This is a genomic window from Myxococcus sp. CA056 (genome assembly GCF_013336715.1).
Lineage (GTDB): Bacteria > Myxococcota > Myxococcia > Myxococcales > Myxococcaceae > Myxococcus > Myxococcus llanfairpwllgwyngyllgogerychwyrndrobwllllantysiliogogogochensis.
Genome location: NZ_JABUMT010000006.1, coordinates 388990 through 401714, shown reverse-complemented (window position 1 = coordinate 401714; position 12725 = coordinate 388990). Strand labels below are relative to the sequence as shown.

General features: G+C 69.3%; 9 protein-coding genes. 6 read left to right on the top strand and 3 right to left on the bottom strand.

What is annotated here, in order from left to right:
* Positions 1-64: 64 nt before the first annotated feature.
* Positions 65-2440, bottom strand: a complete 2376-nt coding sequence (locus HUA76_RS26305; protein ID WP_174462408.1) for a serine/threonine-protein kinase — start codon at positions 2438-2440, stop codon at positions 65-67.
* Between the two features lie 182 nt (positions 2441-2622).
* On the opposite strand from HUA76_RS26305, the gene HUA76_RS26300 reads away from it, so the two are divergent.
* Positions 2623-3033: a hypothetical protein gene (locus HUA76_RS26300; protein ID WP_174462393.1), complete on the top strand. Its 411-nt coding sequence runs from the start codon at positions 2623-2625 to the stop codon at positions 3031-3033.
* Between the two features lie 18 nt (positions 3034-3051).
* Here the strand turns inward: HUA76_RS26300 and HUA76_RS26295 are convergent, their stop codons facing one another.
* A complete protein-coding gene (locus HUA76_RS26295) occupies positions 3052-4251 on the bottom strand; it encodes a cyclic nucleotide-binding domain-containing protein (RefSeq protein WP_174462392.1) in 1200 nt (399 codons plus the stop codon).
* 138 nt (positions 4252-4389) lie between these two features.
* On the opposite strand from HUA76_RS26295, the gene HUA76_RS26290 reads away from it, so the two are divergent.
* A complete protein-coding gene (locus HUA76_RS26290) occupies positions 4390-5220 on the top strand; it encodes a helix-turn-helix domain-containing protein (protein ID WP_141646778.1) in 831 nt (276 codons plus the stop codon).
* 98 nt (positions 5221-5318) lie between these two features.
* A complete protein-coding gene (locus HUA76_RS26285; RefSeq protein ID WP_174462391.1) occupies positions 5319-6128 on the top strand; it encodes a metal-dependent hydrolase in 810 nt (269 codons plus the stop codon).
* Here the strand turns inward: HUA76_RS26285 and HUA76_RS26280 are convergent.
* Positions 6125-6856 carry a TetR/AcrR family transcriptional regulator gene (locus HUA76_RS26280; RefSeq protein WP_174458992.1) on the bottom strand — a complete coding sequence of 244 codons (732 nt, stop codon included), beginning with the start codon at positions 6854-6856 and terminating at the stop codon, positions 6125-6127. The two genes, HUA76_RS26285 and HUA76_RS26280, sit on opposite strands and share 4 nt — an antisense overlap.
* 135 nt (positions 6857-6991) lie before the next feature.
* Here HUA76_RS26280 and HUA76_RS26275 point away from each other — a divergent pair, with 135 nt between their 5' ends.
* The 3 genes from HUA76_RS26275 to HUA76_RS26265 all read left to right on the top strand — a co-directional run bounded on the left by HUA76_RS26275 (position 6992) and on the right by HUA76_RS26265 (position 12568).
* Positions 6992-7624, top strand: coding sequence for a hypothetical protein (locus tag HUA76_RS26275; protein WP_141646781.1), 633 nt, complete (start codon positions 6992-6994; stop codon positions 7622-7624).
* 166 nt (positions 7625-7790) lie between these two features.
* Positions 7791-8918, top strand: coding sequence for an efflux RND transporter periplasmic adaptor subunit (locus HUA76_RS26270; RefSeq protein WP_174462390.1), 1128 nt, complete (start codon positions 7791-7793; stop codon positions 8916-8918).
* Positions 8915-12568 (top strand): efflux RND transporter permease subunit, encoded by a 3654-nt coding sequence (locus HUA76_RS26265; RefSeq protein ID WP_174462389.1) that lies wholly within the window; start codon positions 8915-8917, stop codon positions 12566-12568. Before HUA76_RS26270 ends, HUA76_RS26265 begins: the two co-directional genes overlap by 4 nt.
* Positions 12569-12725 lie beyond the last annotated feature (157 nt).

Below are 12725 nucleotides of genomic sequence, written 5' to 3'. Positions count from 1 at the left end.
CATTGCGTCGAAGGAAGAGCCCGCGGACCCTAGTGAGGGGGTCCGGGGGCGTCAAGGACGGCGCTCACTCCTTGTACAGGGGGAGGTCCGCCAGTCGAATCTGCAATTTGGTCACTTCGCCGGGACGCACGGGCGCCGACAAACGACGGCTCGCCGCCTCCGCATCCGTGGGGTCGACCAACCTCAGGCTGTAGGTTCCCACCGGCAGGGGGAACTTCAGCAGCGGCGTGGTCCCCAACTGGGTGGCCCCGTCGAACACCGCGGCCCGAGGCACCGTGTAGAGGGTGATCCACCCCAGGCCCGCCTTCGCCGCGCCCTTGGGCGTGCTGGTGTCCATCACCTCCGCCAACATGTCCGGGTCCTGCGTCACGGTGGTGACCGGCTCGGGCACATCCTTGGCCTTGCTCTCGGCGCGGCGCGGGGTGGGCTTGCCGGAGGCCTCCGCCACACCCTTCCCGGTCGGTGACGTCGCGGCATCCTTCCCCTTGCGCGGGGACGTGACGGACGCGGTGCGGACCGAGGGCGTGCCAGACGGCTCCGGTGCGGCGGGTTGCTTCTCGACGGGCTCCGGTGCGGGCTCTTGCGCGGCGGCCTGGGCCCCCGGACGTGGGTCCACCGGGGCTGTCGTGCCAGGAAAGCCCGGCGGCGGGCCCGGCTTCTGTTGAGGAGGCCACGGCGCTTCCGCCGCGGGGTCCTTCGAGGGCTGCGAATCCAACTCCGCCTTCACCCAGGCCTTCGCGGAGTCGACGGCGGGAAGGAACTGCGCGCGGACGGAGGGCAGCGTCGCCGCCCAGCCCAACCCGCCCAGGACCACCAGCATCACCAGCCGCCCCATCCAGCGCGACGGCGCCTTGGCGACGGGCGTCTGCCGAGGCGTATCCGAGCGCTCCGCGTCACCTCGCGTGGCGCCACGCCCCGCCCGCGCGCCCGCCTGATTCGCTCCGGGACGCGGCGGACGGGTGCGGAACTGCTGCGTCGAGAGGTCGCTCGGCTCGTCGAGAGACTCCGCATCTTCCGCGGACTCCTCGGGTCGGGGCCGGGGCGTACGAGAGAGCCCCGATTCCAGGGCGAGCCGAGGCTTGCGCGGCGTCGCCGAGGTGGGCTCGGACGCGGCCCTTCGCTGCGGCACGGCCTTGGGCCCGCTGCCGGCACCCGCGCGCGTCGGTATCTCCGGGTCCGTCGGCGTGGCGGGCCGGCGCTGCGGCGTCGGCTTGGGCGCGCTGCCCACACCCACTCGGGTGGAGACCTCCGAGTCCGTCGGCGCCGCTGGACGTCGCTGCGGCACCGGCTTGGGCGCGCTGCTCACGTCCGTGCGGCTCTGCACCGCCGTCGAAGAGGGCCCTGCTGGCGGGAGCTTCGCTCGCGGGGTGGGAACCCGCGTGGCGGCTCCGGGCTCGGCCACTTCATCCTGTTGCAGCGCGCCGGCAGCCTCGCTCACCCGGGCGTCCTCGGCGCTGCTGGCCAGCTCCAGGAGCGTGCGCGTCTTCTGGCGCTTCTCCTGGAACAGCGCGCCCATCACCTCGGTGATGCCGTCCTCGTCGAACAGCTCCGGCCCCAACGCCGCCTCGATGGCGCGCGCCATTTCCCGGCCGCTCGCGAAGCGCTGCGCCACGTCGCGCGACAACGCGCGCATCACCACCGCGTCCAGCGCCTCCGGGATATCCGGGTTGCCCGCGCGGGGCGAGACGACGTTCGCCTCCACGATCTGCAGCATCACAGCGGCCTCGTGCGGACCGTTGAACAGCCGCTGGCCGGTGAGCATCTCGTGCAGCATCACTCCCACGGAGAACAAGTCGCTGCGGCCGTCCATCCCATGGCCACGCACCTGCTCCGGGGACATGTACCCGCTGGTCCCCTTCACCGTGCCCACCTGCGTGCGGCCCAGCCGGCCGCGCGCCTTGGCGATGCCGAAGTCGATCACCTTGACGACCCCGTCATAGGTGAGCATCACGTTCTTCGGAGACACGTCGCGATGCACCACCGACACCGGACGCCCGGAGGGGTCCGTGAAGTGGTGCGCGTAGTGCAGCCCCAGGCAGGTATCGCGAATCACCCGCCCGATGAAGCCGAGCGGCAACCCGTACTGCTGCCGCGTGGAGGCCTTGGCCACCTGCTCCAGGTTCTGCCCGGGCAGGAACTCCATGGCCAGGTACAGCTCGCCGCCGTCCTCGCCCAGGTCGAACACCTGCCCGATGTTCGCGTGCGAGAACGCCGCCGTGATTCGCGCCTCATCCAGGAACATCTGGACGAATTGCTCGTCCTTCTTGATGTCCGGGAGGATCTGTTTGACGGCGACGAACTTTCGAAAGCCGCCCGGTCCCGAGGTGAAGGCGAGAAAAAGCTCCGCCATTCCGCCCATCGAGAGGCGGGTGAGGATTTCGTACTTTCCGATGCGCCGCCCCCGGTCGGGATCTTCGCTGGCGCCATCCTGCCTGGCCATGAAGCCCGGCATGTTATCCGCGCGAGCCATCCCCGTCGATGACAGTCGCGCGAAAAGGACCCACCCCTTGGGTGAGGCAGGCCGCCGAGCACGCCACCACCCCCACGCCCGGAAGGAGTCCTCTACACTGGCCTGTTCAAACCACGGCGGGGCCACCGGGCTCCGCGCCGAAAGGACGGCATATGCTTCGCCACGCAGAGCGGCTGGGACTCGTCATGGGATTGGCGACCGCGGTGCTGCTCGCCTGTGCTCCCGCCAGCGCGGAGGGGCCCTCCTCCGACACAAAAAACAAGAATACCCAGGCGAAACCCGCCACCCCCGCGCCCCAGAACTCGGAAGACGGGAAGGCGAAGGAGTCGCCCCCGAAGGACGGGACGCAGAAGGCCGCGGAGGACACGGCGGCGAACGAAGGCGGCGGCCAGTGCACCGGGAAGGCGACCTTCTGCGGTGTGTATTCGAGCGTCTTCTGCAACAGCCAGCCCGGCTGTTCCTACTCGTACGCCTCGAAGATGTGCATGGGCATCGCCATGGACTGCAAGAAGGCCACGAACTCGGCCTTCTGCAAGAAGATCAAGGGCTGCGCCTGGAAGTGACGCCGTGCCGTCGCGACGTCAGGTGCTCAGGGCACGCACCCGCTCCGCGAGGTTCTGGGTGAAGAGGCGGTAGATGCGCAGCGCGGCGGCCTCGTGCGTGTCCAGGTAGTGCTCGAAGGCGACACGGCTGATGCGCAGCGCGCGCACAGCCGTGCGTGCCCGCACGTGGGCGGACACCGGTGCGTCCTGCACCAGCGAAATCTCTCCCAGGTACGCGCCCGGCCCCAGCGAGTTGAGCTGACGGGCGTCCGCCTCCGGACCGCTGAAGACGTCCACCGTCCCCTCCAGGAGCACGATCAACCCGACCCCCGGCTCGCCCTTCTCCAGCACCACCGAGTCCTGCGCGAGCACGACCTGCCGCGCCTGACGGTAGAGGTCCTTCATGTCCTCCAGGGTCAGCTCACTGAAGATGGGAATGGCCTTGAGGAAACGATAGCCGTTGGCCACCGGCGTGGCGCTGGTCGCGTTGCGCCGGCCGAGCACGGCTTCCGCCTCCGCGTTCATCCCCATGCGCCGCAGCAGCCGTGCCCGCTCGGTCACCATGGCGGGCTCCGAGCGCGCCACTTCGGAGCTGGCCAACGCGTCCACCAGCACGGCGAGCGCCTGGTGCGTGAAGCCCTCCACGTCCAGCAGCCGGCACATGCGCAGCACCGCTTCGATGTAGCGGGGGTCCTCGGGCGTCACGCCGCCCAGGGCCTCCACCTCCGCGTGCGGCTGGCCCAGCTCACGGTAGAGGTCCGCCGCGTCGAAGAGCCGCTTGAGCCGGACCAGGCACTGCGCCATGGACTCCCGCGCCCCCAGGCCGCGATAGACCTCCAGCGCGCGCTCCAGGGCGCCGCCCCGCTCGAAGGCCGCTGCGGCGCGCTCGGAGTCTCCCGCGCGCAGCCACGCCTCCGCCGCTTCCATGTACTGACCACTCTGGACGTAGAGGTCCGCGGCCGCGGCGTCGTCGCCGCTGCCATCCATCAATCGCGCGGCACCCAGGAAGTCGCGCGCGCGGCGCAGCACCTCCACCAGGCCTCGCCGCTCCTTGACCGGCCCTTGCGCCGCCTGCTTTCGGAGTCGCTCGCGCTGCGAGGCCCCCAGCTCCTCGTAGAGCTGTGCCGCCTCTTCCGTCTCGTCCAGCTCCACGAGCGACCGCACCGCGCGCAACGCGCCCTCCGCATCCGTCCCCATGCGTGCGCCCCCCACGCTCTGACCGCCTGTGGCTCCTGGCATGTCTCCATCCTCCGGCCCGGTAGGCCGCCAGAAAAGGCCCGGTTCAGCGCTTTTAGCGCGCCCCCCCGACTGTCACGACGCCCCTTACCTCGTGAAGCACCCTAAACGTGAGATAGAAAGCATCAAGGACGAAACACCATGCCACACGCGCGCCCCGCCACCGTCATCACCTGGCGCCCTCTCTCGGTTCCCGAGGTGCAAGTCGTCCGAGTGGAGAATGACACCCGCCTGTGGACGGGACATTCCACGGCCTACGGCCTCACCGTGACGTACGCGGGTGCCTTCGACTTCTGGTACCGCAAGCGCACCTGGACGCATGGCCCCGGACGTCGGATCAAGCTCAAGGAGCCGGGCGAGGTTCACCGGGACGAGCGAGTCCACGCGCCTGTCACCGCGCAGTCCGTCGCCTTCTCGCCGGCGCTGGTGCGACAGGCCTCGCTCCAATTGGGTTTCGCGGCGACGCCCCATCTGCGCACCGCGCTGTCCCAGGGCGAGGGCCGCACGGAACTCACGGCCCTCGCGCTCCATGACGCACTGGCCCGGAGGACGCAGGACACACTGGAGTGCGAATCGTTGGTGGCGGAGACACTCGAAGCCCTGCTCACCGAGTACGGCGAGACGAAGCCCCCGGCCTCCCCTGCCCCACACCGCGCCGCGGTGTCACGCGCCCGCGAGTACCTGCACGCAAGCTTCACCCTGAACGTGGAGTTGGAGACGCTCGCGTCCGCGGTGGGACTCAACAAGTTCCATCTGCTGCGTGTGTTCCGCTCAGAGCTGGGACTTCCACCGCACGAGTACGTCACGCATCTGCGCGTGGCCCGGGCGAGGACACTGCTCGCACAAGGACTCGCCGCGGGCACCGTCGCCGCGGAGGTCGGGCTCTATGACCAGAGCCAGCTCAACCGCCACTTCGGACGCATCGTCGGGATGACTCCGGGCCAGTACGCGCGGGCGATTCAACGTCAATAACGCCCAAGCCCCGCACGCCGCCCCCCTTCTATTCCTCGGTGCACCCCATGACGGCTCGCGCCTCCACGGTCGCGAGCCCGTTCGACCGAGGAGTGTCGATGCGCCGCCCCCACCCCTTCATGCCGTGCTTGCTGCTCTCGCTGACGCTGGCAATGCCCGCCTTCGCCGCGTCGGCGCCCCGGCCCACGTCCACCGCGAGTGCCACCCTCGAACCCTCCAGCGGACTTCGCGTGACGTGGCTCGGCCACGCCGCGTTCGAGGTCATCTCGCCCGGAGGCACGCGCCTGCTCATCGACCCCTGGTTGACGGACAACCCGAGCACCCCCACCGAGTGGAAGTCACTCACCCGCTACGCCGAGGAGAAACCCGCGGCCATTCTCGTGACGCACGCACATGGCGACCACGCCGGTGATGTCCACGAGCTGGCCCGCGTGACGGGCGCCCTCGTGGTCACCACCGGTGAGCACCTGCGAGCCATGAAGATTCCCGAGGCGCAGCAGCACAGCGTCAACGTGGGCGGTGGCTTCACAATCGGCGACGTCCAGGTCCATGCCGTGCCCGCCATGCACTCGACAGAGCCCGGGGGCAGGCCACTGGGCTACGTGCTCACCTTCGCGGACGGGCGCTCGCTCTACCACACGGGAGACACCTGGCTCTTCGGCGACATGTCGCTCATCCAGGAGCTCTTCCATCCGGACATCGTGCTGCTCGCCGCCGGTGGTGGACGCTGGGCACTGGGGCCGAGCACCGCGGCGCTCGCCATCCGGAAGTACTTCCGCCCATCCCTCATCATCCCCATGCACTACGGCACCTTCGAGCCCCTCTCCACCGAGGCCGACGTACGCGCCGCGTTTCGCGGAGACCGACGCGTGAGGTTCCTCAGGCCAGGACAACGCACCGCCCTCTAGCGAGGCGACCGAGGCACCCGACGACGGCGAGCCGGAGTCTTCCCTCGCCGTGCCTGCCCCTTGGTCCCTCGCCGCGCGGGCTTCGCGCTCCCGGGTCCATCCACGCTCGACAGCACCATGCGCTTCAAGAGCGCGTAGATGGGGGCCGCGTCGAACTTCGGATCCAACAGCGCCTGGAGCGCGAGCGCGTCAAAGCAGGCCTTGATGATGACCGCGTAGTGCAGGTCGGTGGGCTCCGGCTTCGCCGCGTCCCCACCCCGGTACAGGGCCACCGTCCGCGCCACCTCCATGTCGCCCTGGGCCTGGAGCTCGGCGACGGCGGAGGTCAGCTCCGGATTGCGCAGCCCCAGCGCGAACAGCTCATAGCGCAGGCGGAACTGCGCGGGTGACTCGCGCAGGTGACTCTCTCCCCATGCGAAGCTCGTGTCCGCCAGTTGCTCCAGCGGCGTCTCCTCCCGCAACTGGCGCAGCTCCTCCGCGTACTGCTGACTGTGCTCGCGTGTGACGGCCAGCAGCAGCGCGTCCTTGCTGCCGAAGTAGTAGTGCACCAGGCCCTGGTTCACCCCCGCCACGCGCGCCACCTCCTTCACCGTCGTCGCGTCGTAGCCACGCTCCGCGAGCACGCGTGAGCTCGCGGCGATGAGGCGCTCCCGCGCATCCGGCACGCCCGGGGCCGCCGGCTCCGGGGGAGGACTGGACGGTGTCTTTCCGCTGCGTGGACGGGCCATCTGTCCCCCATAGGACGCCACACACCTACCCGCAAGGGTGCCCCACCCCGGCTGCCCGGTCGCCTTGACATCCCTTGAGCCCGGTTTTAGTTAGTCGTGTAACTAATTTAGTCGAACGACTAAGGGGAGAGCACGATGCGAATCCAGTCACGAGGAGCCCTGAAGGCGGTCCTGGCGTCGGTGGCATTGCTGGGGGCGCCGGCCCTGGCCGATGACGCCGGGGAGCGGATTCCGCCGCAGGAGCGGGAGCGGCGAGGCGCGGTGCTGCTGGAGTTCCAGCCCCCCGCCCTGGACGCGTCCATGTACGGCATCCGGCTGGACATCTCGCCGTCGTTCGACGGGCCCTTCTCCTTCGGCCTGATGACGCGCGCGGGCCAGTGGGGCAACACGGTGGGCGTGAGGACGCGCTTCGACGGGGCGGAGCTGGGCGAGGTGAAGCTCAACTACGCGGTGGGCGCGGACGCGCGCTACACGGTGTTGACGCTCGCGAATGGGGCGCTGCGTCCGTTCGTGGGCGTGACCGCGGGCTTCGAGGAGTTCGTGGCCCGCTCCGGCAAGGGCCCCTCGCAGGGCGCCAGCACCACGGCGTTCCTGGAGCCGGCGGTGGGCGTCATGTGGCGGCCGGGGGCCGGGCGGCTCGGACTGACGGCGCGCGGCGGGCCTGGGTTCACCTTCACGGACACTCGCGCCCTTCGCGTCACCGCCGGTGAGTTGAAGCTGCGGCAGGTCTACCCGACAGCTTCACTCGGGCTGCTCGTCGTCCTCTGAGCATCCCCGCGCTCATCCCTGTCGAGCGCGTGACACGCAACGCCCACCACCCCGTACCCACACCCGAGACGCCGCTTCAGCGTGGTGAGCTTTCGCACGAGATGGCCCCGGTCCTCCGGGGCTGTCCTTCACGCAACACGCTTGCCGCATCGCAGGAGCCCGCACCATGAGGATGTCGTTCCAGGCCTTCACTCTCCTCGGGTGGGCCTTGCTCGGGCTCGCCTGCGGACGAAGTCAGCTTCCTCCCGCACCTCCCACCGCGGTGCGCATCGCCACCGTGGGCCGCGCCGGGACGACGGCGAACGCGCGCTTCTCCGCGGAGATTCAGCCGGCCACCCGAGTGGACCTGGCCTTCAAGGTCGGTGGCTACGTGGAGTCCATCGCCAAGGTGCGCGATGTCGACGGCCGCCCCCGCATCCTCCAGGAAGGCGACAACGTCCGCGAGGGCACGGAGCTGGCGGCGCTGCGCAAGACGGACTACTCGCAGAAGCTCACCGAAGCCCGCGCGGCGTTCGCCCAGGCCCGTGCCGCCCAGGAACAGGCGCAGATCAACTTCGACCGCACGACGAAGCTCGTCGACGCCGAAGTGCAGACACCCGCGCAGCTCGACGCCGCACGCACCCAGCGAGACAGCGCCGCCGCGGCCGCCGCCGTCGCCCAGGCTCGCGTGGACGAAGCCCGCACGGCGCTCGACGACACCCAGCTGCGCTCGCCGTTGACGGGCGTGGTGCTCAAGCGCGCCGTGGAGGTCGGCGCGCTGGCCGCGCCCGGCACCGTCGCCTTCTCCGTCGCGGAGACGCAGACCGTCCGCGTCGTGTTCGGCGTCCCGGACACCCTGCTGCCCAATGTCCGACTCGGTGCGCCCCAGGCCGTCATCACCCAGGCCTTCCCCGGCCAGCAGTTCGAGGGACGCATCTCCCGCATCGCCCCCTCCGCCGACCCGAAGAGTCGCGTCTTCGCCGTGGAGGTCTCCATCCCCAACGCCGACCAGCGACTCAAGCCCGGCATGGTGGCCGCGCTGTCGCTGCGCGATGGAGGCTCCGCCCGACTCCAGCCCGAGCTGCTCGTGCCGCTGTCCTCCATCGTCCGCGCGCCCGGCAAGCCGGACGGCTTCGCCGTGTTCATCCTCCAGGAGCAGGACGGCAAGGCCCTGGTGCGAGCCCGCGAGGTGACGCTCGGCGAGTACCTGGGCAACGTCATCCCCGTGAAGCAAGGGCTCCAGGCCGGTGAGCGCATCGTCGTCACCGGCGCCAGCCTCCTGTCGGACGGTGAAGCGGTCGAGGTGATTCCTTGAGCGCCCCCACCGACGGGCCCGGGACACCTCCGACTCCGGAGCAGGCGGAGCGGGCTCGCGACGAAGCGCTGGTGCGCCACAAGCACAACACCGCGCGCTACTTCACGGAGAAACGCCAGGTGGCCTGGGTGTTTCTCGCCTTCACCCTGGCGTGGGGTGTCTACGGCTACTTCAAGATGCCCAAGGCGAAGGACCCCGTCATCGCCGTGCGCGTCGCGGTGGCCACCTGCCTGTGGCCCGGCGCCGAGGCGGAGAAGATCGAGCAGCTCGTCACCCACCGCATCGAACAGAAGATCTCCGAGAACGCCAGCGTCGAGAAGATCGAGTCCATCAGCCGCACCAGCCTTTCCGTCGTCTACGTCACGCTGAAGGAGGACGTGACGGACCGGGCCAAGGAGTTCGACGACATCCAGGGACGGCTCGACACGATACGGGACCTGCCTGGCGGCGCCGGCCCCGTGCAGTTCCTGAAGGACTTCGGCGACACCGCCACGCTGATGCTCACGGTGGCCAGCCCGAAGGCGAACGACGTGGAGCTGGAGCTGCGCTCACGCGCCATCGCCCGGGCCATCGAGGAAGTGCGCTCCGCCGCGGCCTCCGACGCTCCCCGTGCGACGGTGGTGGTGAGCTTCCCACCCGCCATCAACGCGACGTCCATGCAGCGGCTGGGAGACCAGGCGCGCAGGTTCTTCGACACCCTGCCAGAGACGGACGACGCCCGACTCATCCAGAGCCCCGGCTTCATCGGCGTGGACATGGCCACGTCGCTGGAGGACCCGGCGCTGCTGGAACACCTGCGCGCGTTCGCTCAGGACCACTTGAGCCTCTCCGAGCTCCACCCCGACGTGTGGCGCCCCATCGTCGTGCGCTCACCCAAGGACGCACGGGCGCGACTCACGGAGAACGCGGGGGACCGCTACACCCACCGGCAGCTCGACGACTTCACGGACACCCTCCAGCGTCACCTCCAGCGCCTGCCCGTCGTCTCCAAGGTCACCCGCAGCGGCGTGCTGCCGGAGAAAATCTATCTCGAGTACTCCCAGGAGCGGCTCGCCTCCTATGGCGTCAACCAGTCCGGGCTCGCCAACATCATCTCCGCGCGCAACATCACCGCGCCCGGCGGCATCCTGGAGATTGGCGGGAAGAGCATCACCATCGACCCGTCCGGCGAGCTCACCAGCGAGACGCAACTGGGTGACATCCTCACCACCCCCAGCGGCGGCTCCCCGGTGTACCTGCGCGACCTGGTGGACGTGCGCCGCGACTACCAGAGCCCGCCCCGCTTCCTGAACTACCTGGACGCGCGAGACGCCCAGGGACACTTCGTCCGCAACCGCGCCATCACCCTCGCCGTCAACATGCGGCCCGGCGAGCAGATCGACCACTTTGGGAAGGTGGTGAGCGAGGAACTGGCACACGTCCAGCGACTCCTGCCCGAGGACCTCGTCATCCGTCGCACGTCGGACCAGCCGCTCCAGGTGAAGGAGAACGTCGACCTGTTCATGTCGTCGCTCTACGAGGCCATCATCCTCGTCGTCCTCGTGGCGCTCATCGGCTTCTGGGAGTGGCGCACCGCGCTCTTGCTGGCCCTGTCCATCCCCATCACCCTGGCGATGACCTTCGGGCTGATGCACGTGTTCGGCGTGGACCTCCAGCAGATCTCCATCGCGTCGCTCATCATCGCCCTGGGCCTGCTGGTGGATGACCCCGTGGTCGCCAGCGACGCCATCAAACGCTCCCTGTCCATGGGCTGGAAGCCGCGCATCGCCGCATGGCTCGGGCCCACGAAGCTGGCCACCGCCATCCTCTTCGCCACCCTCACCAACATCGCCGCCTACCTGCCCTTCCTCGCGCTGCCCGGGGACACGGGCCGCTTCATCCGCACGCTGCCCATCGTCCTCACCCTGTCCCTGGTCGCCTCGCGCATCGTCTCCATGACGTTCATCCCGCTGCTGGGCTCCACCATCCTGCGCGCGCCCACCCACGCGGAGCTGGCGCCCGGGCAGCGGAGCACGCGGGGCTTCACGATGCGCTACCAGCAGGTCGTCGGCTGGGCCATCGACCACCGCCTCCTCGTCGTCGGCGTGGCGCTGGTCATCCTCATCGCGGGCGCGCTGGTGGGCACCCGCGTCAGGTCCGCCTTCTTCCCCAAGGACCTGTCCTATCTGTCCTACGTGGACGTCTGGCTGCCCGAGGACGCCACGCTCACCGCCACGCGAGACACGGCCCGCGAAGCCACGCGCATCCTCCAGGAGGTGGCCGAGGACTATGGCAAGGCCCACGCGAAGGGCGACGACCCGCCCCACGAAATCCTCGAGTCGGTGACGGAGTTCATCGGCGGCGGCGGGCCGCGCTTCTGGTTCTCCGTGGCGCCCGAGCTGCAACAGTTCAACTACGCACAGCTCGTGGTCCAGGTCCGAGACAAGGAAGACACCCGCGTGTTGGTGCCACTGTTCCAGGAGGCGCTGTCACGGCGAATCGCCGGCGCGCGCATCGACGTGCGGGAGCTGGAGACCGGCAAGCCCGTGGGCATCCCCGTGTCCATCCGCATCTCCGGCGAGGACATCTCCCTGCTCCGAGATATCGCCGAGCGCGCCAAGGCCCTCTTCCGCTCCGTCCCCGGGACGGCTCGCACCCGGGATGACTGGGGCAGTGACACGTTCTCCGTGAAGCTGGAGGTGGACCCGGACAGGGCCAACCTCGCGGGCGTCACCAACCTGGACGTGGCCACGTCTTCCGCCGTCGCCATGAACGGCATGACGGTGGGTCAGCTTCGCGAGGGGATTCATCAAATCGACATCGTCGCCCGGCTCCGCGCGGAGGAGCGCGCCCAGTTGGGCGATATCGAGAACCTCTACGTCAGCTCCCGCACGGGGCCTCAAAAAGTCCCGCTGCGGCAGGTCTCCGTCGTCACCTACTCGCTCCAGACGGAGAAGATCCGCCGCCGCAACCAGTTCCGCACCATCACCGTCTCCACCTTTCCCCAACAGGGCGTCCTCGCGTCGGAAATCCTGAAGGAAGCGCGCCCCGGGCTCGATGCACTCCAGAAGAGCCTGCCCATCGGCTACACGATGGAGATTGGCGGCGAGGCGGAGGAACAGAAGAAGAGCTTCTCCAGCATGGTCGTCGTGCTGGGCATGCTCATCGTCGCCATCTACGTGATGCTCGTCATCCAGTTCAAGAACGCCGTCAAACCGCTGGTCGTCTTCGCGGCCCTTCCCTTCGGCGCGGCGGCGGCGCTGGTGTCCCTGGTCATCATGGGCGCGCCGTTCAGCTTCATGGCCTTCCTGGGCATCATCAGCCTGATGGGCGTCATCGTCAGTCACATCATCGTCCTCTTCGACTACATCGAAGAGGCTCACGAGCGCGGCGAGTCCCTGCGCGAGTCACTGCTCGACGCGGGAGTGCACCGCCTGCGGCCCGTGCTGGTGACGGTGGCCGCCACCGTGCTGGGCCTCATCCCACTCGCCTTGCATGGCGGCCCGCTGTGGCAACCGCTGTGCTACGCACAGATTGGCGGACTCACCGTGGCCACGGTGCTGACGTTGCTGCTCGTTCCCGTCCTCTACACCCTCTTCGTGAGGGACCTGCGCTGGATTCGCTGGGAGGCCCACTCCCAGGAGGATCCACCCGAGGCGGGCACTCGATGAGGCGGGCGGTGGATTGACCGGGGACCCGCCCTGGTCCTCACGCCGGGGCATCTCCAGGTTTCTGGATGGAAGTTTCATCCCGGGCGCGGTGAGTGAACTCCACGCTCGCACCCTTTGAACGGACCTCGCGACGGAACCCACCGCGGCCCCATGACGG

What these genes read in the sequence shown, in the direction of transcription:
- HUA76_RS26275 (WP_141646781.1), top strand. Translation starts at nt 6,992, where the DNA reads ATGCGAATCCAGTCACGAGGAGCCCTGAAGGCGGTCCTGGCGTCGGTG.
- HUA76_RS26305 (WP_174462408.1), bottom strand. Translation starts at nt 2,440, where the DNA reads ATGGCCAGGCAGGATGGCGCCAGCGAAGATCCCGACCGGGGGCGGCGC.
- HUA76_RS26300 (WP_174462393.1), top strand. Translation starts at nt 2,623, where the DNA reads ATGCTTCGCCACGCAGAGCGGCTGGGACTCGTCATGGGATTGGCGACC.
- HUA76_RS26270 (WP_174462390.1), top strand. Translation starts at nt 7,791, where the DNA reads ATGAGGATGTCGTTCCAGGCCTTCACTCTCCTCGGGTGGGCCTTGCTC.
- HUA76_RS26290 (WP_141646778.1), top strand. Translation starts at nt 4,390, where the DNA reads ATGCCACACGCGCGCCCCGCCACCGTCATCACCTGGCGCCCTCTCTCG.
- HUA76_RS26295 (WP_174462392.1), bottom strand. Translation starts at nt 4,251, where the DNA reads ATGCCAGGAGCCACAGGCGGTCAGAGCGTGGGGGGCGCACGCATGGGG.
- HUA76_RS26280 (WP_174458992.1), bottom strand. Translation starts at nt 6,856, where the DNA reads ATGGCCCGTCCACGCAGCGGAAAGACACCGTCCAGTCCTCCCCCGGAG.
- HUA76_RS26285 (WP_174462391.1), top strand. Translation starts at nt 5,319, where the DNA reads ATGCGCCGCCCCCACCCCTTCATGCCGTGCTTGCTGCTCTCGCTGACG.